Here is a 21,891-nt window from a genome sequence, read left to right as displayed (position 1 = left end):
GATGCCGACGCCGACCCATCAGGCTTGGCGAAGCACGCTCGGGGCATTCGCCGCGATCCTGCTGGCGGCAGCACTGGCTGGCTTTGCGACCGGCTATTTCTGGATGTTCGTCGCGCTCGCCGCGCTCGGTATTCTCATCTGGCACTACTGGCGCCTGCATCGCATCCTCGATCGGCTGAAACAACGCCGCCATTTCCGCACGCCCGATGCAAGCGGTATCTGGAACGAACTCGACCGCCTGCTGTCGCGCTCACACAACGAATCCCTCGCCCGCAAGAAGCGCTTGGTGGCGATGTTGCGTGCGTATCGCGCTGCCGCCGCCGCCCTGCCCGATGCAATCGTCGTGGTAGAGCGCAACAGCCAGCGCATCGTCTGGTTCAACCACGCATCGCAGCGATTGCTGGAGCTCAACTATCCCCGCGATAGTGGCGCGCCCATCGGCCCGCGCCTCGCCGGATTGTCGATGCCAAACTGGCTGGCCAGCGGCCGTCATGCAGAGGTATTGATGGATGAAGCATCACCGGCTGACCCGTCCATCCGCTTGTCGCTGCGCCTGATTCCTTACTCGGAAGAGCTGTGGCTGTTGGTGGCGCGCGACGTGACCAAGTTGATGCGACTGGAACACATGCGGCGCGACTTCGTCGCCAACGTTTCGCATGAATTGCGCACACCGCTCACCGTTTTGCACGGTTATCTGGACATGCTGGATCCGGAAGACAATCCCGAATGGACGCCGATTCTAGAAGAAATGCGTCGCCAGTCCGGGCGCATGAACCAATTGGTCGAAGACTTGTTGACCTTGTCACGCCTGGATGCGGACGAGCGCTCGGACGATGAGCTGGTGTCGATGCGCTCGATGCTGGCCACTTTGCACCGCGAAGCCGAAGCGCTCAGCCAAGGGCGACAGACTATCGCCGTGGAGGATGATGCAGGCATGGACTTGTGGGGCTCGACCAAGGAGCTACATAGCGCCTTCTCGAATCTGGTCAGCAACGCCGTGCGCTATACGCCGGCCGGTGGCTGCATCAACATCCGTTTCGAGCGTTTGGACGATGCAGGCGCAGCACTGCGCGTCACCGACAGCGGTTATGGCATTCCCGCGCATCATCTACCGCGTATCACCGAACGCTTCTATCGCGTGTCCAACAGCCGGTCACGCGAAACCGGCGGCACGGGGCTTGGCCTTGCCATCGCCAAACACGTACTCAGCTTGCATGGTGCGCGCCTGACTATCGACAGCGAAGTCGGCATCGGCAGCACTTTCTCCTGTGTGTTTCCGCGCGATCGTTGCCGCCAACGCCCCAGCGCTTTACCTTCGACTTGACGCATGATCACCAAGAAAAAAATCCCGCTGAACGATTCCTCGCTTTATTTCAACCGCGAGTTGTCGCAGCTCGATTTCAATTTCCGCGTGCTCGCGCAGGCGCAGAACCCTGAAGTCCCGTTGATGGAGCGGCTGCGCTTCCTTTGCATCTCCTGCACCAATCTGGACGAGTTCTTCGAGATCCGTGCCGCCACGGTTCGCCATGCACATGACCTGGGCCTGGCCCGTGGCGCCGATGGCCTGTCGCACGAAAACATCCTGACCCGCATCCACGACCGCGCAGCAGAGCTGGTCAAGGCGCAATACGCCTGCTTTTACGATGAATTACGCCCTGCATTGGAACACGAAGGCATCCGCCTTTTGGATCGCCCGGAATGGACGCCAGAGCAAACCGCGTGGCTGCGGGATTATTTTCGCCGCGAGATCATGCCGGTGCTCTCACCCTTGGGCCTTGATCCCGCGCATCCGTTCCCGAAAATCCTCAACAAGACACTGAACATCGTGGTGCGATTGCAGGGGCGCGATGCGTTCGGTCGCGAGGCGCATCTGGCCATCGTTCGCGCTCCGCGTTCGCTACCGCGCATCATCCGCCTGCCCGATGCAGATGGTGACGGCGACAACTACCACGACTTCGTTTTCCTTTCATCGCTCTTGTCAGCGTTCATCGACGAGCTATTCCCCGGCATCAGCGTGTTGGGTGCGTACCAGTTCCGCGTGACCCGCAACTCGGAATTGCTGGTCGATGAAGAAGATGTCGACAATCTCGCGCTCGCCTTGCGTGACGAACTGATCGGCCGCGGTTACTTGCGCGCGATGCGACTGGAGATCGCCGAGCAATGCCCGCCCGACATCGTGCGCATGCTGCTGGACAACTTCGAGCTGACCGAGAATGCGGTCTATCGCATCAACGGGCCCGTCAATCTCAACCGCGTGATCCAGGTGTATGACGAAGTGCGTCGGCCTGAGCTGAAGTTCCCGCCGATGATCCCGCGCCAACTGGATGAAGTGGAGACGATCTTCACCCGCGTCTCGCGTGGCGACGTGCTGATGCACCATCCCTTTGACAGCTTCAACCCGGTGCTCGAGTTGATTCGTCAGGCGTCCGAAGATTCCAGCGTACTGGCGATCAAGCAGACGCTTTATCGCGCAGGCAAGGATTCGCAGATAGTCGATCACCTCGTGCAGGCCGCGCGCAACGGCAAGGACGTGACGGTCGTCGTGGAGCTGCGCGCGCGCTTCGACGAAGAAGCCAACCTGGGCCTGGCGGACCGACTGCAAGAAGCTGGCGTCCAGGTCGTCTACGGCGTCGTCGGTTTCAAGACGCACGCGAAGATGCTTTTAATCGTTCGCCGTGAAGGTGATGCCCTGCGCCGCTACGTGCATTTGGGCACCGGCAACTATCACAGTGGCACCGCGCGAGCCTACACCGACATCGGCCTGATCACCGCCAACCCGGAGATCGGCGAGGACGTGCACCAGATCTTCCAGCAACTATCCGGGCTTGCCTCGGAAGCGAAGCTAAAACGCCTGCTGCAGTCGCCTTTCACCTTGATGAGCGGGATGCTAGAACGCATCGAGCGCGAAGCCGAGCATGCGCGTGCAGGAAGGCCGGCCCGCATCATCGCCAAGATGAACGCCTTGAACGAACCCACCGTCGTGCGTGCCCTGTATGCCGCATCACAAGCGGGGGTCGAGATCGACTTGATCGTGCGCGGCGCTTGCACACTGCGCCCTGGCTTGCTCGGCGTGTCGGAGAACATCCGCGTGCGTTCGATCGTCGGCCGCTTCCTTGAACATCATCGCGTGTACTGGTTTGCCAACGATGGCGCGCCGGAATTGTTCTGCTCTAGCGCCGACTGGCTGGAGCGCAACCTGTTGCGACGGGTGGAGACCTGCTTCCCGATCCTCGACCCAGGCTTGGCTTCCCGTGTGAAGTCGGAAACGCTCGACAACTACCTGGCCGACAATCAGGACGCATGGGACCTGCAGCCGGACGGGAGCTATGTACTGGCCCATCCTGCCCCGGGCGAGGCACCTCAGTCCGCGCAAGACGCGTTACTTGCGAAAATCTGCGAATGAGTCCTCTCCGCCGCAATAGTCTTAGTGCCCCCTTGCCGCTCGCCGATGGCGATCTGATGGCGGCCATCGATCTTGGCTCCAACAGCTACCACATGGTGGTGGCACGCTATTCGCAAGGCCAATTCCGCGTGGTCGACCGCCTGCGCGAAATGGTGCGGATGGCGGATGGCCTGGATAACCGTGGTGGTTTGTCGTCTGCTGCGCGTGACCGCGCTTTAGACTGCCTGTCGCGTTTCGGAGAACGCATTCGCGATATCCCGCCACAGCGTGTGCGTGCCATCGCCACCAACACCGTCCGCTCGCTACGCGAGCCGCAGGCTTTCCTGATGTTGGCCGAAAGCGCGTTGGGCCATGCGATCGAGATTGTTTCGGGCCGCGAGGAGGCTCGCTTGGTTTATCTAGGCGTCGCTCATGCACAGCCCTCCGCGCCCGGCGAGCTTCGCCTGGTGATGGATGTCGGCGGCGGCTCGACGGAATGCATCATCGGCAGCGGGCTTGAAGCCATCGAGCGCGAGAGCTTGCAGATGGGTTGCGTCGCCACGACACGACGCTTTTTCGACAACGGAAAACTATCGCGCAAGAAATGGAAGCAGGCCCACGATGAGATCGGCGCCGAATTTCAACAGTTCGCTCATCGTTATCGCGAGCTGGGCTGGCAGGACGTGCTCGGCTCATCCGGCACCATCAAGGCGATCGGCAACATCTGCAGCGAAATGAAACTGACTAAAGGCGCGATCACTGCCGACGTATTGCCGCACTTGCGTGATCGTTTGCTGGAAGCGGGCCATATCGACAAGATCGACCTGCCTGGCCTGTCCAATGACCGCAAACCGGTGATCGCAGGTGGCCTGTTGGTGGTCGAGGCCGCATTCAAGGCCTTGGGGATTGAGCGGATGATGGTCAGTCGCGCCGCGATGCGCGAAGGCATCCTGTGTGACATGCTGGGTCTGGGCGGTGACGAGGATCCACGCGACGCCGCCATCGATCTGTTGATGACGCGTTACGACGTGGACGAGGCCCAGGCCACCCGCGTCGAAGCAACAGCGATGCATCTGTTCGACCAAGTCGCTGATACGTGGGGCCTGGATACCGAGGACCGCGTCAAACTGGGCTGGGCGGCTTGGCTGCACGAGATCGGCCTCGCCATCGCGCATAGCCAGCATCATGTGCATGGTGCGTATTTGTTGGAAAATTCGGACATCTCCGGCTTCACTCGCCAGCAGCAGCAAGTCCTGTCGGTCTTGGTGCGCTGCCAACGACGCAGCATCCCCAAGCACGCGTTCGATGCCATTCCAGACCGTTTGTTATTGCGCACACGCCGCATCACCGCGTTGCTGCGCTTGGCCGTATTGCTCAACCGCTCGCACGGCCGCATCGATTTGCCCAAGCTGAAGCTCATCGCCCATGGCACGGAGCTCGCGCTGGCGCTGCCGAAGCGCTGGTTGGACGAACGGCCATTGTTGCGCTCGGACCTTTCCGGCGAGCCTGAAGACATGCAGGCGTTGGGCATCAACCTGCACATCACCGGCTAACGCGTCATCCGCCTGTCATCAGGCAGAAACCTGGCTGCAACGCCGTCACTCCACGCTGGGCCTGCCCATCCAGCAGGAGCCCACGATGCGATATTGCATCGTCAGCGAGACCTACCCACCCGAGATCAACGGCGTTGCATTGACCGTGCAGAATCTTGAGCAAGGGCTACGATCAAGAGGGCACGAAGTCGATGTCATTCGCCCGCGACAGTCGCCGGCCGATCTTTCACTGCCGCATGAAACACTGATCACCAGCGCACAGATACCGCGCTATCCCGGCATGCGTTTCGGCTTGCCCGCAGGACGTTTGCTGCGAAAGAAATGGGCCTCACATCGCCCGGACGCGATCTACGTCGCCACCGAAGGCCCATTGGGTTGGTCGGCGATGCGTGCGGCGGCTGATCTGGGCATCCCGTCAGCCTCCGGTTTCCACACTCGTTTCGACGAGTACATGCGCGATTATGGTGTCGGCTTCCTGCAACCCATGGCCGTGCGCTGGATGCGTCGCTTCCACAACACATCGTCCGCGACCATCGTGCCGACCTGCGAATTGATGGAATTTCTGCTCGGCATAGGTTTCGAGCAAGTCACCCACATGCCGCGTGCGGTAGACACCGCCCTCTTCCACCCGGGAAAGCGCGATGACGCTTTGCGCGCAGAGTGGGGCCTTGGCCCAAACGACCTGGCCGTGATCAATGTCGGTCGTATCGCCGCGGAGAAAAATCTCTCCTTGGCCATTCGCGCCTTTCGCCAGCTGCAAAAAATACGTCCACAAACAAAGTTCATCTGGGTAGGCGATGGTCCAGAGCGGGCAGCCATCGCGCGAGACAACCCGGATTTCATCTTTTGCGGGATCCAGCGTGGCGAGGATTGCGCGCGTCATTTCGCCAGTGCCGACTTGTTCCCGTTCTCCAGCCATTCCGAGACGTTCGGCAATGTCACCATCGAAGCGATGGCCAGCGGCATCGCCACCGTGGCCTTTCGCTACGGCGCGGCACGCGAGCACTTGAAAGACGGCATCCACGGCACATCCATCGAGGGGCGCGACGATGAGGCGTTCGTGCGCGCGGTGTGTCGGATCGGTGCCGATGACGAGATGCGTCGCCAAATGGGCCATAACGCCCGCGAAGCGATCGCCCGCCTCACACCGGCGCAAGTCGCCGCCGACTTCGACGACATCCTGCAACGCATCGCCCGGAGTACTCGCCATGGCCACGCACGCGCTGCCTGAAACCGCACAACGTCGCACAACGCCCGCATCGCCGCGCAGCCGAGGTCGCCTAGTGCGGCGCGAAGGTCGCTGGTGCCGGCACGCCAATGCACTCGGCAGATTGAGTGGATGCCGCGCCTACTTCGCCACTATCAGCCGCCTGGGCGATGGCATGTTCTGGTACGGCTTGATGGGCGCGATGGTGCTGTTGGATGGCATGCAGGGTTTGCGTGCATCCGCCCATCTGGCCACTGTGGGCGCGGCCTCGCTCTTGCTCTACAAAGGCCTGAAACGCTGGACACGACGCCCGCGCCCGTTCGCTGCGGATCGCCACATACGCGCTTGGGTGGCACCGCTCGACGAGTTCAGCTTTCCCTCGGGCCACACGCTGCACGCGGTGGCGTTCACCATCGTGGCACTCGCGTATTACCCCATGCTGGCGTGGCTGTTGATCCCGTTCACGGCCAGCGTGGCGCTGTCACGCGTGGTGCTGGGCCTGCACTATCCCAGCGACGTGCTGGCCGCTACCGGGATCGGCAGCGTGCTGGCCATCGGATCGATGTGGCTGTTCCCGATGGCCAGCGTGCTGGGTTGAGCAGACTGCTCTGAATCAGTCCTCGACGAAGTGCTTGCGCGGAAAGCGCGACTTCATCATCGCTGCGTTATACGCGAACGACGCGACGATCGCCGAGGCCTGCTTCAGATCATCTTCGGAGGCGTGATCCTGCACATCCAAATGCGTGTGGTGCACGTTACTGAAGTAATCAAGGCGATCCTGCACGAATTGGAAGCCTGGCAAACCCACCGCATCGAAGGCGATGTGATCGGTGCTGCCGGTATTGCGTTGAGTCACCGACACCGCGCCCAGATCGTTGAAGGGCTTGAGCCATGCTTCGAAGATCGGTGCCGCCGCAAGATTTTCCTGACCGTACACGCCACGGATCTTGCCGCTGCCGTTGTCCATATTGAAGTAGACGGAGAAGCGGTCATAACCCGGCAGCTTCTGCAGCGAACCCTTCTGGCTGCGCATCGACACCGGCAGGGCTTTTTCCGCCGGGTCAGACGGCTCCGGATAGCGCGCGTAGTGCTTCTCGACGTGCGAGCGCGAACCCAGCAGCCCCTGCTCTTCACCCGTCCACAGGCCAATGCGAATGGTGCGGTTGGGGCGTGCGCCGACCGCTTTCAGGATGCGCATCGCCTCCATCATCACAGCCACGCCCGCGCCGTTGTCGTTCGCACCCGAGCCGGTGTGCCAGCTGTCCAGATGCGCGCCGATCATCACGATCTCGTTCTTGTTCGGACCACTGCCCGGGATCTCCGCAATCACGTTGTAACCCGGGCCACTGCTTGAGGTGGTGAACCGCGCATCACTGTTCAGGCGTAGCCGCACCGGCGCCTTGCGGTCCAGCGCACGCATCACCGTGTTGTAGTGCTCGGCGATCATCACGAAGGCCGGCGCGCCATCGGCCTCCGTGCCCTTGCGCGAGCCGCCGCCCATCACGCGGACGATACCGTTGTCCCAGCTGCTGATGCCCACCGTCGCCAGCACGCCTTCATCCACCAGAAACTGGTTGATCAGCGGCGCAAAGGCCATGCGCTCCTTGAAGCGCTTCGCATCTTCCGCGCGCTCGGATGCCGTACGTTGGCGCGGCACCGGGAAGGCGATCAAGTCTTCCAGTGACTTGTCATCATGTCGATGGAAGTCGGCTTGCTCACCCGGTTTGTAGGGGCGCAACTCGTCGGTGAAGACCACCTTGCCACGCAATTTTCCCTTCCACTTTTCCAGATCAGCCTTGGATTCGAGTTTGGCGTAAATTGCATCGCCTTCGACCTGACCATTCGTTCCCGGCGTCCATGCCTTGGGCAGCGCATGCAAGGGCATCGGGCGCGGCCCCATCATCAGCACCGAAGCGTTGTTGAACTCCCAACCGCGGCCCAGGTCATCGACCATTTCTTCATGCACATTGGTCAGCCCCCATGACGAGAGCTGGCTGCGTGTCCACTCGCTGGCCTTCAGCATCGAGGGCGAATTGGTCAGGCGCGGACCAATGTGGTCGGTCATGTGGTCGAGCGTGGCCATGACTTGCGAGCGCTGCAATGCTTCCGCGCGAATGCGGCCGGTCATGTCCAGGTTCACGTCCTGCGCCTGCACCAGGCCACTCACGGCGGTACCCACCGCGGCCGCCAACATCCATCCCCATCGCTTCATGCTTCAGACCCCCGAAAAGTTCATCCCGGAGTCTAGCGGTGCCCGGGGCCGCTGCCCCTAGGCCATCAGTCATGTCATCCGTGACTCAAGCCGCGCGTTGGCCAGCACCCACACCCGTCTCCAAGCGTGCCCGCTGGATAGTCGGGAAGTATTGCGATGCCCAATCACGGTCGTTCGCCACCTGCGCGTGGCTGCGACTGGCCTCCAAAGCCTCGAAGTCCAAATCAGCGATAGCCCAATGCTTGTCTCCGCGCGTCTCGACGATCATCCCGTCCTCCGGCAGGCCTACATCCATCGGCGCGATCAAGGCGGCCTCACCTGTATTGACGTCCAACGCAGGCGACCACGACGCCTCGCCGGTTGTCACCGCCTGCACCACGAAGCAACGATTCTCCAGCGCCCTTGCGAGACAGCCCACACGCACGCGTGTCGCACCTGCCTGTGTGTCGGTGCAGCTGGGCACCAGCAGCAGCCGCGCGCCGGCTTCGCATTGTGCACGTACCGGCAACGGAAATTCACTGTCGTAGCAGACTGCAATCCCGGCACGCACGCCGCCCACATCGAACACCTTGAGCGCATCACCGGATTCGATCACATCGGTCTTTTTCTCGAAGCCGGTCAAGCGCAACTTGTCCTGCCACAGGTGACGGCCATCGGGTGCGAATAGATAACTTCGATTGCGATAACGCCCGCCACCCACATCCAGCAAAAAGCTGCCTGCATTGATGTGCAATCCAAGTGTCCGCGCCAGGTTGGCGTAAAGCGTCATCCAGTCGCCATGTATGGGCTGCAAGGCAGCAAGCGAGGCATGCAGATCGACGCGGGTGGCCGCATCAAACATCGCACCCAACTCAAGTGCAAGGTATTCGGGCAACACTGCCAATTCGGCCCCAGCCGACTTGGCCTCGGCGAGAAAATTGGCCTGTTTTTCGGCGAATTGTCCGAAATCACGTGGGGCATTGATTGGGTATTTTGCAGCAGCAACTCTCATGCGATGTTCTCCACTGGCCGTAGCCAGAAGTTCAACCTGTGCTCGATCTCGCCACGACCGCTTTCATTCCAGGATAATTTCATGTGGATGTCGCTTCGGCGATAGCCGCGTTTGTGCCAGAACGTCTCGTTGTCCCGATGCCCGATTGGAAGCCGCGCGTCATCGACATCTCGAGCCACCGCCGCGAACGCATACCAATCAAAGCCACCCAACGCCTGCGCGTGGGCCTCGCGCGCATCGAAGAACGCATGGCCAATGCCGCGCCCGCGATATTCGGGCAATAGCACTGACTCCCCACAATAAAACACGCGGGCCGGATCAATCCCGGCTCCGATGAGTGGCGTACGAAACGCCTCGGCCTCGTCCTCCATCGGCAAGGCGGTGGAGGCGCCGATCACCTTGCCGCCGTCGAGCGCGAGCACTGCAATGCTGCGAGGAGACTGCGTGTACGTGCGCAGATAAGCGGCCTCGTAAGCGACATCGCCCTCATACAGATATGGCCACTCGCGGAATACCTGTATACGCAGATATGCGATGTCATCCAGATGGTCGGCGATGCCCTGGCCATGCAGGGCTTTCAAGCGGACAGGACTCGAATCATTCATGGGCTGATTCTAGTGATCGATATGGGGAATACGGCGCCCCGATACATCCGCGGCGCCGCAAAGGCACGACTTACTCGCCAGCCTTGGTAAAAGGCAACGAGATCTTGCCGCCACCCAAGGCATACCAATCCACCTTGCGCGTTGCGATCATGATCGCCGCCAGGATAGCGAACAGCAGCCCCGCACCTACCACTAAGGCGTTGTCTTCCAGCACCAGCAATCCGTACAGGGCGGCATACAGCATCGCCAGCATCACGGAAAAACCAAGGCCACGCGCACGACTGCGCAAGACGGCGCTGAGATAAAAGCCGATCAATCCGATGCAGGCCAGCGCCGCGGCGATGTAGGCCCAGCCAAACGATATGTGCTCCGACAAACTGACCAAAAGAAGGAAGAAAATCGAGATCGCCAGCCCTACCAACGCGTACTGGATCGGATGTACGGGCACTTGCTTGATCAACTCGAACATGAAGAAGCCGACAAAGGTCAGCACCACAAACAGCACGCCGTACTTGGTCGCACGATCAGCCTGGACATAGGGATTTACCGGATCCATCAACGACACGCGCGCAACATCGCTTTCATCCAGTTGCCAAACGCCATCCAGCCAGCGCTGCTGTGCGTTGGTGGCAAGCGAATCTATCTGCCAACTCGCGTTGAATCCATTGGGGCGAATGTCGTGCTTGGGCAACAAACCACTGAAGCTGGGATGCGGCCAGACCGACTTCAACTTCAGGTCATTACGTGCACCGATTGGCAGCACGCCAAAACGTTCGGAGCCTGCCAAAGTTAGTGCCAGACGCGTGTCAAAACGCAAGTCTTCACCTGCTTGCATAGGTTGAAGCCGGACATGCAAACCTGAACCTGACGAGGCGGTCGCCGCGGCAACCGCCTTCGCCACCGCACGCTCGGCTTGCTCCTCCGGAATATTGGAGGATGCAGCTTCGCTGAACACACCGCTACCCTGTTCCGCTCGGATCGGCTTGCCTGCCACTTCGATCAACGGCGTGCCACGCAGGCCACGCACGTCTGAAATGCCCCAAGACAGGAACGGCTGACCGATGGTGCGCTCACTTCCGGCGGGAACATCCTCCGGAAGGCGTGCATCAAATTTCGCGCGCATGTCGCCTTTCCATTCGTAGATCCGCACCGCGTGCAGGCCGCGTTTGCGCACATCGGGGGACAGCTCACCCGTTACCTGCAATTGTTCCGGGAAGAAGGTCCACTGCCGCTCGCGACGTTCGCTCACCTGACTCGTACCACCATCGGCATCGTTGACTTGGCGCACCGTTGTTTCGGTATAAGGCACGATCAGCACAGGGCCGGCCAATACCTGCGCGCGTCCGATATCCGATGCGATGCTGGCCACCGCCTCGTCTCGATAGCGTTGCCGCTCGTTGATCACGTCACGCACCATCGCCAACGGAATCAGTATGGCCAATGTCATCACTGCCACCATCGTGATCTTGATCCATAACCGCATGTCGCACCCCTGTCCCTGATTAAGTCAGGGCCAGCGTGGAGGTTGAAGATGGCGGGAGGATGCGGCTGCGGTGAAGTCGCGGTGAAGCGTGCGGTCAAAGCACAGGCAAGGACAACGATGCCTGCGCACCACCGTCGATGTTCTCCAACGTGGCACTGCCGCCGTGCAGCCCAGCGACCTCGGCTACGAAGGGCAGGCCCAGCCCGCTGCTGCGGCTACTGCCATCAGGGCGCGCCAATGAATAAAATCGTTCGAATACCCGTGCCTTCGCGTACTCGGGCACTCCGGGGCCGGCGTCACGCACACGGATCAGCGCATGCACTCCATCACTGACGGCATCGATGGATACCCGTCCATTATCCGGCGAAAAATCAATCGCATTGTCGATGAAGTTGCCGATCGCCTGGCGTAACAGGAAGGCATCTCCTTCGACCCTGAGCGCCGAATCAATCGATGCCACATCCAGCACCACATTCGCAGAGCGTGCGCGCGGCGACAGATCGCTCACAGCCTCATCCACCAAATCCGCTACCGATAGCGCCTTGGGGGATTCGATGCTTTGACGATGCTCGACCGATGCCAGCGCCAGCAGCTTATCCACCATCTGCGCCAAGCGGTCGCCTTGTTCGCCGATGATGCCGATGAAGCGGGCGCGTTCCGCGGGCGTCATCCTTTCCACATCGTCATCCAACAGTTCGGCGCTACCACGGATCGCGGCCAACGGACTCTTCAATTCATGCGTCAACGCATGCACATAGGCTTCGACGTACTGCTTGCCCTCAAGCTTTTCGCGCATCGTGGCCAACGCTTGCCCCAACACACCAAACTCACCATGTGCTTCCGGCACGTCGGCGCGCTCGCCGCGTGTCACCGCATCGGCGTAGCGGCGCAAGCGCCCCAACTGGGTGGAAATCCACCACGCCACTGCGATCCCCACCGCCAAGGCAGCGATCAGCAGCCCGATGCCTGCATCGCGCACTTTTTGTTGACTGCGCTGAATAAAGGGCGCCACCGTGCGATTGGGCTTGGCCACGGTCAACACACCGACGATCTTGCCTTGGTCGAAGATCGGCGCGGCGACGTGCATCACCGTGTTTTCAGTATCGCCGGGCGTTTCCGGGCTGGAGCGCGCGCCATATTCGCCAGCCAAGGTGCGCGCTACATCATTCCATTTTGAATTATCGCGGCCGACATCGCGCCCTTCACTGTCATAAATGACGATGCCACGCGCATCGGTGATGCTGATGCGATACGACGTGCGCAGTTTGTCAAAGCCGTAGATATCCGCGCCTACATCGCGCTGTTGCGTCGCGGCCACGGCTGCAGCAAATCGGCCATCGGCCAAATGCCCCGATTTCATGTCATCCGAGGCTAGTTCGGCCAGCAGGTTGGCTGTGTCGATGAGCGTGTCTTCCATCGCCTGGCGCACACCGGGCTTGATTTGCTGCACGAACACCTGCGCAAGCAACACGCCCGTCAATGCGACGATGGCGAAGTAACCAAGCAATACGCGCAGGCCAACCCTCATGCCGTGCCTACATCTACCGAATAGCCCAAGCCGCGATGGGTATGGATCGGGTCGGCCGCACCATCGACCTCACGCAATTTCGCTCGCACGGTCTTGACGTGCGTGTCCACCGTGCGGTCACCGCTATCGAGTGCATCACCCCACACACGATCCATCAGTTGCGCGCGCGTCAGCACTGCGCCGGGCCGCACGAGCAACGTGGCCAACAATCCGTATTCGTAGCGGGTGAGGTCCAGCACGCGCTCATCGAAACGAATGCGATGCCCGGCTTCATCAATGCCAAATCGCCCATGCACCCGCCAGCCACCTTCATTTACCGGCGTCGCCCGACGCAATCGCGCACGCACCCGCGCCACCAGCTCACGGGGCGAGAACGGCTTGGGCACGTAATCATCGCCGCCCAATTCCAGGCCCAGCACACGATCCACCTCGCCATCGCGCGCCGTCAGGAAGATCACCGGCACTGCGCTTTCCGCGCGCAACGCACGGCAGACGTCAAAGCCATTGGCATCGGGCAGACCGACATCCAGAATGACCAGGTCAATGCCACCCTGGCGCAGGCGCGGCAGCACCTCGCCACCCAGCAAGACATGCTCGGCCTGCCAACCTTCCGCACGCAGTGCGTAGAGCACGGTCTGGGCGATGGCGCTTTCGTCTTCGGCAATCAAAATCGTCGGCATGACCGCATCCTAACCGCGCGCGGCAAATGATTTGTGTGGTCGATGCGAAGTCGGTGACAGAATGTGCCGATGAACTATCGTCACGGATTCCATGCCGGCAACCACGCCGACGTCCTCAAGCACGTCGCATTGCTCGCCCTATGCGAGGCACTGACCACCAAACCCGCCCCGCTCTTTGCGCTGGACACCCATGCTGGGCGCGGCCTGTATGCGCTGGACGGCGAGCAGGCACAGCGTACCCATGAGGCCGATGGCGGCGTGGGCCGACTCGCGCGCGGGCTGGATCCGGCCATTGATGTGTATCTGGACGCCATCGCCGCCTGCCGTGCCGCGCATGGCGACACTGCCTACCCTGGCTCACCTTGGTTGCTCGCGCACGCGCTGCGGGAGGAAGACCGCATCGCCGTCTGCGAGCTCAATCCTGAGGAAGCGGAAGCACTCAAGCAAAATTTCGCCCGCGATCGACGCGTCATCGCGCACGCCCGCGATGGCTACGCGGCGATGAAGGCACTGCTGCCGCCCAAGGATGGCGCGACTCGGCTCAACCGTGGCCTCGTCCTCATCGACCCGCCCTATGAAGCGCAATTGGCCGAGTTCGACGCCGTGCTGCATGCGTTGAACGATGCCGCAACGCGCTGGCCGCAAGGTGTATACGCGCTTTGGTATCCGATCAAGCAGGCACGAACACTGGCGCGCTTCTATCGCCGGGCCACTTCGGTACCCGCCAAGTCCGCGCTGCGCATCGAGCTGCAAGTGCGTCCCGACGACTCCCCGCTGCGCATGAACGGCAGCGGCCTGGTGATCTGGAACGCGCCATGGCAGTTCGATAAGGCATTGGCGCCCACGCTGAAGTCGCTGGCACGTACCTTGGGCGAAGAGGGCCAAGGCGAAGCCCGCATCGACTGGCTGCGCGCACCGGCCTGAGCCCCTCGCGACGACATCACCCACACACCCGCGTGTGTCAGAATCCGGCGCTTACGCCAGCACTCGACCAAACCCATGCCTTCCAGTTTCTTTGCCCTGTTCGACGACATCGCCACCCTGCTCGACGACGTGTCGGTGATGACCAAGGTCGCCACCAAGAAGACCGCCGGCGTGCTGGGCGACGATTTGGCACTCAACGCGCAGCAGGTATCCGGCGTGAAGGCCGACCGCGAACTGCCGGTGGTGTGGGCCGTCGCCAAGGGATCGATGGTCAACAAGGCCATCTTGGTGCCGGCAGCGCTGGCCATCGCCGCGCTGGAGCGGTGGCTGCACGCTCAAGGCATCAACATCCCGCTGATCACGCCGTTGTTGATGATCGGCGGCGCCTTCCTCTGTTACGAGGGGGTGGAAAAGCTAGCGCACAAATTCCTGCACAAACCCGAGGAGACCGAAGCGCACCACGCGGAGTTGGTCGATGCGGTCAATGACGACGCGACCGACATGGTCGCGTTCGAGAAGGACAAGATCAAAGGCGCGATCCGTACCGATTTCATCCTGTCCGCCGAGATCATCGTCATCACCCTGGGCACCGTCGCTACCGCACCCTTTGGCAAGCAGGTCGCGGTGTTGATCGCCATCGCCGCGATCATGACCGTGGGCGTTTATGGTCTGGTCGGCGGCATCGTGAAGCTGGATGACCTGGGCCTGCGCCTGACCCGCGAAGGGGCGGGATCGGCCAGCCGCGCCATCGGTCGCGGCATCTTGTGGTTTGCGCCCAAGTTCATGAAGTTCCTGTCCTGGGCGGGCACCGCGGCCATGTTCCTTGTCGGCGGCGGCATTCTGGTTCACGGCATCCCCGCCCTGCATCACTGGGTCGAGGAAATCGGTCATTTCCCGCCCGGCTGGCTGTGGACGAACCTAGCCAATGCCGCCGTGGGCGTGATCGCCGGCGCGATCATCCTGGCCGTGGTGAAGGGCATCGGTCGCTTGCGCCGCAAGCCCGCCGTCGCGCACTGAGGCACCCACCCCGCCGGCTCAGTCGGCCAGCTCTCGCTGGGTCTTTTTCGGCAATTTCGCGCGGATCAGCTCATAAATGGTGCGAATGGCGGCGCGCTGCTCGGCTTCTGGCATCGCCTTGCCGTTTTCCAGCAACACCCACTTGGCCCGTGCCAGATAAGGCGCCGGGATGATGCTTGGGCGGTCCGTGATCGCCAAAAAGTCCTCATCAGGCACCTTGAAACAAGGCCCGGTGCGCTGATCCTCGGGCAGCACACAAAACATCTTGCCCGCCACCGACCAGACCACGTCGCAGCCCCATTTGAGATCCTCTTCCACGCCGGGCCAGCCTGAAACCAGCTTTCGCACCTTCACCACATTCATGTGCCACCTCCCGTTCACAATTTTCGTGGCAGGATAAAAGGATGGCTGCCCGCAATCGACTACCACCTTGGCACGAGTCCATCCGCCTGCCCAATGGCCGCGACGTGCTCATCCGCCCCATCCGCCCTGAAGATGCCGGCCCGCTCAAGGCCTCGTTCGCCTTGCTAGAACCCGATGAAATCCGCAACCGCTTCCTGCACTCGGTGCAGGAATTGTCGGATGACGACGTCCAACGTCTCACCCACCCCGATCCACGCACCGAGTTTGCGCTGGTCGTGGCGGAGCCCTACCCGGCCGGTGAAGCCCTGGTTGGCGCGGTGGGCCGCGTCTTCCTGCTGCCCGGCACGCGCGACGCCGAGTTCTCCATCTTGGTCAGCAAGTACATCCGCGCGATGGGCCTTGGCCGTCATCTCATCCTGCGTTTGGTGCGCTGGGCACGCGGGCAGAAGGTCGAGCGCCTGTATGGCGACGTCTTCGACCAGAACACGCCGATGCTGACCCTGTGCGAATCCTTGGGCTTCACTCGGCAGCAAGATCACGACACCCCCGGTCTGTTCCGGATCATGTTGGACTTGCGCGAGCAACACCCCGACGACGACACCGAAGACACCCCTGCCTAAGCGCGTCCGTGGCGTTAAAATGGGCGGCTGATGTCGCCCATCCCTGATTTCACTCCCTTCCTGCCTCGCTCGGGCCATGCCCGTGCATGGTGGCGCTCGCCCGGCACGCGCTCGGGACTTGCGTGGGCAGTGGCGCAGGCAGCACGCGCACACGATGCGCCCATCCTGCTTGTCGCCGCGGATAATCAGCAAGCCCATCAACTCGAATCCGACCTGCGTACCTTGCTGGGTGCGGACACCGACCTGCCGCTGCTGCCGTTCCCGGACTGGGAAACCCTGCCCTACGACAGCTTCAGCCCGCATCCGGACATCGTGTCGCAGCGACTGGCGACCTTGCACTCGTTGCCCTCGCACAAACGCGGCATCGTCATCGTGCCGGTGCAAACGCTGCTGCAACGTCTTGCACCGGTCACGCATGTCGTGGGTGGCAGCTTCGATTACCGCGTCGGCCATCGCCTGGATTTCGATGCCGAGAAGCGTCGGCTTGAATCCGCCGGCTATCGCCACGTCCCCCAAGTCCTCGATCCCGGCGATTTCACCGTGCGTGGCGGCTTGCTGGATGTCTATCCGATGGGCATCGATACGCCCTATCGCATCGAATTGTTCGATGATGAAATCGATTCGATCCGCGCGTTCGACCCGGAAACCCAACGCTCGGCTGACAAGGTCGATGCCGTGCAACTGCTGCCCGGCCGCGAAGTACCGATGGACGAGGCTGCGCGGGAACGTGCGATGGACGCCCTGCGCGATGACTTCGGCATCGACACGCGCAAATCGGTGCTTTATCAGGATTTGAAGAACGGGCTCGCACCCGCCGGCATCGAAGCCTGGCTGCCCCTCTTCTTCGCCCCGAATCGCGATGGCGAACGCACATCCACCTTGTTCGACTACTTACCAGAGGGCACGCTGCCTTTGCTGGGTGAAGGCGTGAACGAAGCCGCCGACAAGTTCTGGCTACAAACCGGCGAGCGCTACGAACAACGTCGCCACGATGCGGAGCGCCCATTGCTGCCGCCCGAAGCCCTGTACCTGACGCCCGTCTCCTTGCGAGAACGTTTGAACGATGGCCAGCGCATCGAGGTCTGCGGCAGTGGCCATCCACGCTTCAACGATGCGCTGCTTCTGGGCGTGCAGCCCGTACCCAATCTGCCGCTCAGCGAACATCACATCGAGGCTGGTTCTGCGCTCAAGGCTTTCCTCCGGAGTTTCTCCGGGCAGGTGGTCATCGCCGCCGAATCACCCGGTCGGCGCGAAGCCTTGCTGGAAGTGTTGGCTGCTGCCGAACTAAAGCCTGATGTAGTCGGATCGCTGGATGCAGCGAACGACGCGGCCTTCACCATCACCGTTGCCCCCCTCGACGATGGCTTCGCCACCGAGGTGCCGGCGCGTGCCATCCTCACCGAACGCCAACTGTTCCCCGAGCGCGCCGCGCAACCGCGCCGACGCAAGCGTGCTGGTCGCGAACCCGAAGCGATCATCCGCGACCTGGGCGAGCTCTCCGAAGGCGCCCCGATCGTTCACGAAGATCACGGCGTCGGTCGTTACCGCGGCCTGATCGTGCTCGAAGCCGGTGGCGAACGCGGCGAATACCTTGACATCGAATACGCCAAAGGCGACCGACTCTACGTGCCGGTCGCGCAGCTGCACTTGGTCTCGCGCTACTCCGGTGCATCGCCCGAGACCGCACCCTTGCATTCGCTCGGCGGCGAGCAATGGACCAAGGCAAAGAAGAAAGCCGCAGAAAAGGTGCGCGATGTCGCAGCCGAACTGCTGGAAATCCAGGCCAAGCGCCGCGCCCGTTCCGGCATCGCACTCGACATTGATCGTGCGATGTACGAACCCTTCGCCGCCAGCTTCCCGTTCGAAGAAACGCCGGACCAGCATGCGGCCATCGAAGCCGTGATCCGCGACCTGTCTTCATCGCAACCGATGGACCGCGTGGTGTGCGGCGATGTCGGCTTCGGCAAGACCGAAGTTGCCGTGCGCGCCGCGTTCGTCACCGCAACGGCTGGCAAGCAAGTCGCCGTACTGGTGCCCACCACGCTACTGGCCGAACAGCATTACCGAACCCTTCGAGACCGCTTCGCTGATTGGCCACTCAAGGTAGAAGTGCTCTCACGCTTCAAATCCAAAAAGGACACCCAGGCCGCGCTCGAGAAAGTCGAGCGGGGTGAGATCGATGTCATCGTCGGCACGCACAAACTTCTGCAACCCGACGTGCGTTTCAAGGATCTTGGCCTCGTCATCGTCGACGAAGAACAGCGATTTGGTGTCCGCCACAAGGAAGCGTTGAAGGCCTTGCGCGCCAACGTGCACTTGCTGACTTTGACGGCAACACCGATTCCCCGCACGCTCAATATGGCGATGGCCGGATTGCGCGATCTGTCCATCATCGCCACGCCGCCGGCGAATCGTCTCGCCGTCCAGACCTTCGTGACGCCATGGGACGCGGCCTTGATGCGCGAAGCCTTCCAGCGCGAACTATCGCGCGGTGGCCAGCTGTACTTCCTGCACAACGATTTGGAAAGCATCGGCAGGATGAAACGCGAGTTGGAAGAGATGGTCCCCGAAGCCCGCATCGGCATCGCCCACGGCCAGATGCCTGAGCGTGAACTCGAACAAGTAATGCTCGACTTCCATCGCCAACGCTACAACGTGCTGCTTGCCTCGACGATCATCGAATCCGGCATCGACATCCCCAACGCCAACACCATCATCATCAACCGTGCCGACAAGTTCGGCTTGGCGCAATTGCACCAGCTGCGTGGCCGCGTCGGGCGATCGCATCACCGCGCCTACGCCTACCTCGTCATCCCTGATCGACGCTCGATCACCGAAGATGCGAGGAAGCGATTGGATGCCATCAGCTCGATGGACGAACTCGGCGCCGGCTTTACCCTCGCCACCCACGACCTGGAAATTCGTGGCGCGGGCGAGCTGCTGGGCGAGGAGCAAAGCGGCCAAATGACCGAGGTCGGCTTCAGCCTGTATACCGAACTCTTGGAACGCGCAGTGCAATCCATCAAACAAGGCAAGTTGCCAGATGTCGATGCGACGGAACACCGCGGCGCAGATGTCGAGCTGCACGTGCCATCACTTATTCCCGATGACTATCTGCCAGATGTCCACACGCGCCTGACACTGTATAAGCGCATCAGCTCCGCCAAGGACTCCGAGACCCTGCGCGAATTGCAGGTCGAAATGATCGACCGATTCGGCTTGCTACCCGATGCCACAAAAAATCTCTTCGCCATCGCCGAGCTCAAACTCGAAGCGACTGCATTGGGCATTCGCAAGATCGAGCTCGGCGACAACGGTGGCCGCGTCCAATTCGAAAAGCAGCCCAACGTCGATCCGATGTCGGTCATCCGTCTCATCCAGGGGCAACCTCGTCACTACAAAATGGATGGCCCCGACAAACTTCGCATCACCGAGCTCGACCTGCCTGATGCCGATGCACGGCTGATGACGGCACGTGGCTTGCTCGCACTGATGCGCGCAAAGTAACTCGACATCTACGTCAAAACGCCCGATCAAGCGGGCTAAGGATGCCGCCAGCACCGCGGCCCAACACGTGGGTGTAGATTTGGGTGGTCGACAGATCCTTATGACCCAAGAGCTCCTGCACTGTGCGGATATCATGCCCCGCTTCAAGCAGATGCGTTGCAAAGGAATGGCGCAAGGTGTGGCAGGTCGCAGGCTTGAGTATTCCCGCCTTCGCTCGAGCATTCTTGACAGCACGTTGCAATATGGCCTCATCCACATGATGCCGTCGCACCATTCCGCTTTTTGGGTCCCGCGACGGCTTTGCGGCAGGGAAGACGTACTGCCACCCTAATTCGAGTTCGGCGTTGAGATACTTTCGCGCCAATGCCGCAGGCAACCACACTCGCCCCAGCCCACGCGCCACATCATGCGCATGTAACAGACGCGCCCGCTCTATTGCGTGATGAAGCGGCTCCTTAAGCTTTTGCGGCAGTGGGACACGCCTATCCTTCGCACCTTTGCCATCTCGCACCACGATCTCATTGCGATCAAAATCCACGTCCTTGATGCGCAGCCGAACACACTCCATCAGGCGCATACCGGTACCGTAGAGCAGCGCCGCCATCAGCCACGGCTGGCCATCCAGCATCCCCAACAACCGGCGAATCTCATCTGCCGACATCACCACCGGAATTCGACGCGAGCGCTTCGCGCGCACCATTTTGTCCATCCATGGCACGTCAACATTCAAGATATCCCGATACAGGAACAGTAATGCTGCCAAGGCCTGGTTTTGGGTCGATGCCGATACCTGACCATTCGAAGCCAGATTGGTCAAAAAAGCTTCGACATCCCTACCTTCCAAGTGACGAGGATGCTTGCGATGATTGGCTGCAATAAAGCGCCTCACCCACCCAAGATAAGCTTGCTCCGTTCGCTTGCTATAGTTCAGCCGCCTTAACCTTCTGCGTATAAGCTCGAACAGTTCCGGCTGGAACTCGGCAGCCTGCCGCATCATCTGCCCATGCGTGTTCATTCTTGATGGAATGAGCTCACCGGTCAACAGATTGCGATCGCTGTGCTCCGACTTCGCAGACTCTGCCTTAAGCTCAACGCTCCGGGGAGGCTTTCTCCCGTAACGCTCGCGCTCGTCTTCAACCCGTCGCCCCAGCCACCCTAGGCCCCTCCAAAAAAGCTGTATTACATCCCTGTCCCGAGCCCCTAATTCCATTACACCCACTCCTAGATGCATAACGTTTAGGATGCCGCTGGTGCAATTCCCATAGCTGTAGGGATAAGCTTGATTTTGGGTAGGATTAGCATTCAATGTAGTTCAAAGCTCCGGACAGTCGCTGTGCTATCCGGCCCGTTTGAAATTGATTAGGCGTTAGGCACACCAGGAGAATTGCAAGGATGCTCAAAAAGATCGTTTGGTTCGTCGGAATCTTCTTTACTGTGATCGCAGCAACAGCCGTTCTGCTCACATTCCTTGAGCCCGGAAATACGAACTCAGGTGAGCTTGGCTACCGGGTCGGAAAGCTGATCCTTCCCATCTTGTTGGTGACCACAGCGATCTTTTTCGGTGCCAAGCGCATGGGCTGGATACTCAAAGCACGAACATGAGTTATGCCCTATCCGTCTGCTCTATATCTTTCGTGGCTGGGTGCCTAACAACTCGTTCAAGCCGAACCTGCTTCGCGGCCCGGCTTATGCGGTAACGTGTACCACATCGCCGTGCCGCTACACAGGTCGGCTTAACTCAGGCGTTAGGCCGCTGGTCCGAGAATTTCCCACGTCAAGGAGATCGTGTATGAAAGTTCAAGCCACCGTCGCAATCATT

The 21,891-nt window shown here is 61.0% G+C and carries 18 protein-coding genes; 10 read left to right on the top strand and 8 right to left on the bottom strand.

The window, feature by feature from the left end:
* Nucleotide 1 precedes the first annotated feature (1 nt).
* From phoR to BW989_RS08405, 5 genes are all read left to right on the top strand, one after another.
* A complete protein-coding gene (gene phoR, locus BW989_RS12430) occupies nucleotides 2-1,324 on the top strand; it encodes a phosphate regulon sensor histidine kinase PhoR (RefSeq protein WP_076587334.1) in 1,323 nt (440 codons plus the stop codon).
* 3 nt (nucleotides 1,325-1,327) lie between these two features.
* Nucleotides 1,328-3,403, top strand: coding sequence for a polyphosphate kinase 1 (ppk1, locus tag BW989_RS12425; RefSeq protein ID WP_076587332.1), 2,076 nt, complete (start codon nucleotides 1,328-1,330; stop codon nucleotides 3,401-3,403).
* Entirely contained in the window at nucleotides 3,400-4,935 is a 1,536-nt protein-coding gene (gene ppx / locus BW989_RS08415) for an exopolyphosphatase (protein WP_076587330.1), read from the top strand. Before ppk1 ends, ppx begins: the two co-directional genes overlap by 4 nt.
* Nucleotides 4,936-5,020: 85 nt before the next feature.
* Nucleotides 5,021-6,166 carry a glycosyltransferase family 4 protein gene (locus BW989_RS08410; protein ID WP_076587328.1) on the top strand — a complete coding sequence of 382 codons (1,146 nt, stop codon included), beginning with the start codon at nucleotides 5,021-5,023 and terminating at the stop codon, nucleotides 6,164-6,166.
* Nucleotides 6,144-6,740 (top strand): phosphatase PAP2 family protein, encoded by a 597-nt coding sequence (locus tag BW989_RS08405; RefSeq protein ID WP_076587326.1) that lies wholly within the window; start codon nucleotides 6,144-6,146, stop codon nucleotides 6,738-6,740. Before BW989_RS08410 ends, BW989_RS08405 begins: the two co-directional genes overlap by 23 nt.
* 15 nt (nucleotides 6,741-6,755) lie before the next feature.
* Here the strand turns inward: BW989_RS08405 and BW989_RS08400 are convergent, their stop codons facing one another.
* The 6 genes from BW989_RS08400 to creB all read right to left on the bottom strand — a co-directional run bounded on the left by BW989_RS08400 (nucleotide 6,756) and on the right by creB (nucleotide 13,641).
* Complete coding sequence (locus tag BW989_RS08400; RefSeq protein ID WP_076587325.1) at nucleotides 6,756-8,354, bottom strand: M20/M25/M40 family metallo-hydrolase; 1,599 nt, start codon at nucleotides 8,352-8,354, stop codon at nucleotides 6,756-6,758.
* Between the two features lie 85 nt (nucleotides 8,355-8,439).
* A complete protein-coding gene (locus BW989_RS08395) occupies nucleotides 8,440-9,345 on the bottom strand; it encodes a carbon-nitrogen hydrolase family protein (RefSeq protein WP_076587323.1) in 906 nt (301 codons plus the stop codon).
* Nucleotides 9,342-9,950 (bottom strand): GNAT family N-acetyltransferase, encoded by a 609-nt coding sequence (locus BW989_RS08390; RefSeq protein WP_076587322.1) that lies wholly within the window; start codon nucleotides 9,948-9,950, stop codon nucleotides 9,342-9,344. The genes BW989_RS08395 and BW989_RS08390 overlap by 4 nt, the downstream gene beginning before the upstream one ends.
* 70 nt (nucleotides 9,951-10,020) lie before the next feature.
* Nucleotides 10,021-11,433, bottom strand: a complete 1,413-nt coding sequence (gene creD / locus BW989_RS08385) for a cell envelope integrity protein CreD (protein ID WP_076587320.1) — start codon at nucleotides 11,431-11,433, stop codon at nucleotides 10,021-10,023.
* A 94-nt stretch (nucleotides 11,434-11,527) separates the two neighbouring features.
* Nucleotides 11,528-12,961, bottom strand: a complete 1,434-nt coding sequence (gene creC, locus BW989_RS08380; protein ID WP_076587319.1) for a two-component system sensor histidine kinase CreC — start codon at nucleotides 12,959-12,961, stop codon at nucleotides 11,528-11,530.
* Entirely contained in the window at nucleotides 12,958-13,641 is a 684-nt protein-coding gene (gene creB, locus BW989_RS08375; RefSeq protein WP_076587317.1) for a two-component system response regulator CreB, read from the bottom strand. The genes creC and creB overlap by 4 nt, the downstream gene beginning before the upstream one ends.
* Before the next feature lie 69 nt (nucleotides 13,642-13,710).
* Between creB and BW989_RS08370 the strand changes: the two genes are divergently transcribed.
* Both BW989_RS08370 and BW989_RS08365 read left to right on the top strand, forming a co-directional pair.
* Complete coding sequence (locus BW989_RS08370; RefSeq protein ID WP_076587316.1) at nucleotides 13,711-14,565, top strand: 23S rRNA (adenine(2030)-N(6))-methyltransferase RlmJ; 855 nt, start codon at nucleotides 13,711-13,713, stop codon at nucleotides 14,563-14,565.
* A 75-nt stretch (nucleotides 14,566-14,640) separates the two neighbouring features.
* Nucleotides 14,641-15,582 (top strand): DUF808 domain-containing protein, encoded by a 942-nt coding sequence (locus BW989_RS08365; RefSeq protein WP_076587314.1) that lies wholly within the window; start codon nucleotides 14,641-14,643, stop codon nucleotides 15,580-15,582.
* 18 nt (nucleotides 15,583-15,600) lie between these two features.
* Here the strand turns inward: BW989_RS08365 and BW989_RS08360 are convergent, their stop codons facing one another.
* Nucleotides 15,601-15,945 (bottom strand): MmcQ/YjbR family DNA-binding protein, encoded by a 345-nt coding sequence (locus BW989_RS08360; protein ID WP_076587313.1) that lies wholly within the window; start codon nucleotides 15,943-15,945, stop codon nucleotides 15,601-15,603.
* A 41-nt stretch (nucleotides 15,946-15,986) separates the two neighbouring features.
* Between BW989_RS08360 and BW989_RS08355 the strand changes: the two genes are divergently transcribed.
* Together BW989_RS08355 and mfd are read left to right on the top strand one after the other, a co-directional pair.
* On the top strand, nucleotides 15,987-16,565 hold the full coding sequence (locus BW989_RS08355; protein WP_076587311.1) for a GNAT family N-acetyltransferase: 579 nt from the start codon (nucleotides 15,987-15,989) through the stop codon (nucleotides 16,563-16,565).
* Between the two features lie 30 nt (nucleotides 16,566-16,595).
* A complete protein-coding gene (mfd, locus tag BW989_RS08350; RefSeq protein WP_076587309.1) occupies nucleotides 16,596-20,072 on the top strand; it encodes a transcription-repair coupling factor in 3,477 nt (1,158 codons plus the stop codon).
* Nucleotides 20,073-20,085: 13 nt separating this feature from the next.
* Here mfd and BW989_RS08345 read toward each other — a convergent pair whose 3' ends face one another.
* Nucleotides 20,086-21,066 (bottom strand): integron integrase, encoded by a 981-nt coding sequence (locus tag BW989_RS08345; protein WP_076587914.1) that lies wholly within the window; start codon nucleotides 21,064-21,066, stop codon nucleotides 20,086-20,088.
* 398 nt (nucleotides 21,067-21,464) lie between these two features.
* Between BW989_RS08345 and BW989_RS08340 the strand changes: the two genes are divergently transcribed.
* On the top strand, nucleotides 21,465-21,674 hold the full coding sequence (locus tag BW989_RS08340) for a hypothetical protein (RefSeq protein ID WP_076587307.1): 210 nt from the start codon (nucleotides 21,465-21,467) through the stop codon (nucleotides 21,672-21,674).
* Nucleotides 21,675-21,891: the final 217 nt, after the last annotated feature.

This window comes from Solilutibacter tolerans (genome assembly GCF_900155935.1).
Lineage (GTDB): Bacteria > Pseudomonadota > Gammaproteobacteria > Xanthomonadales > Xanthomonadaceae > Solilutibacter > Solilutibacter tolerans.
This window is presented reverse-complemented; position numbering and strand designations above follow the sequence as displayed.

What these genes read in the sequence shown, in the direction of transcription:
- BW989_RS08355 (WP_076587311.1), top strand. Translation starts at nt 15,987, where the DNA reads ATGGCTGCCCGCAATCGACTACCACCTTGGCACGAGTCCATCCGCCTG.
- BW989_RS08360 (WP_076587313.1), bottom strand. Translation starts at nt 15,945, where the DNA reads ATGAATGTGGTGAAGGTGCGAAAGCTGGTTTCAGGCTGGCCCGGCGTG.
- creB (WP_076587317.1), bottom strand. Translation starts at nt 13,641, where the DNA reads ATGCCGACGATTTTGATTGCCGAAGACGAAAGCGCCATCGCCCAGACC.
- BW989_RS08340 (WP_076587307.1), top strand. Translation starts at nt 21,465, where the DNA reads ATGCTCAAAAAGATCGTTTGGTTCGTCGGAATCTTCTTTACTGTGATC.
- creD (WP_076587320.1), bottom strand. Translation starts at nt 11,433, where the DNA reads ATGCGGTTATGGATCAAGATCACGATGGTGGCAGTGATGACATTGGCC.
- mfd (WP_076587309.1), top strand. Translation starts at nt 16,596, where the DNA reads ATGTCGCCCATCCCTGATTTCACTCCCTTCCTGCCTCGCTCGGGCCAT.
- creC (WP_076587319.1), bottom strand. Translation starts at nt 12,961, where the DNA reads ATGAGGGTTGGCCTGCGCGTATTGCTTGGTTACTTCGCCATCGTCGCA.
- BW989_RS08390 (WP_076587322.1), bottom strand. Translation starts at nt 9,950, where the DNA reads ATGAATGATTCGAGTCCTGTCCGCTTGAAAGCCCTGCATGGCCAGGGC.
- ppk1 (WP_076587332.1), top strand. Translation starts at nt 1,328, where the DNA reads ATGATCACCAAGAAAAAAATCCCGCTGAACGATTCCTCGCTTTATTTC.
- BW989_RS08410 (WP_076587328.1), top strand. Translation starts at nt 5,021, where the DNA reads ATGCGATATTGCATCGTCAGCGAGACCTACCCACCCGAGATCAACGGC.
- ppx (WP_076587330.1), top strand. Translation starts at nt 3,400, where the DNA reads ATGAGTCCTCTCCGCCGCAATAGTCTTAGTGCCCCCTTGCCGCTCGCC.
- BW989_RS08395 (WP_076587323.1), bottom strand. Translation starts at nt 9,345, where the DNA reads ATGAGAGTTGCTGCTGCAAAATACCCAATCAATGCCCCACGTGATTTC.
- BW989_RS08345 (WP_076587914.1), bottom strand. Translation starts at nt 21,066, where the DNA reads ATGCGGCAGGCTGCCGAGTTCCAGCCGGAACTGTTCGAGCTTATACGC.
- phoR (WP_076587334.1), top strand. Translation starts at nt 2, where the DNA reads ATGCCGACGCCGACCCATCAGGCTTGGCGAAGCACGCTCGGGGCATTC.
- BW989_RS08370 (WP_076587316.1), top strand. Translation starts at nt 13,711, where the DNA reads ATGAACTATCGTCACGGATTCCATGCCGGCAACCACGCCGACGTCCTC.
- BW989_RS08400 (WP_076587325.1), bottom strand. Translation starts at nt 8,354, where the DNA reads ATGAAGCGATGGGGATGGATGTTGGCGGCCGCGGTGGGTACCGCCGTG.
- BW989_RS08405 (WP_076587326.1), top strand. Translation starts at nt 6,144, where the DNA reads ATGGCCACGCACGCGCTGCCTGAAACCGCACAACGTCGCACAACGCCC.
- BW989_RS08365 (WP_076587314.1), top strand. Translation starts at nt 14,641, where the DNA reads ATGCCTTCCAGTTTCTTTGCCCTGTTCGACGACATCGCCACCCTGCTC.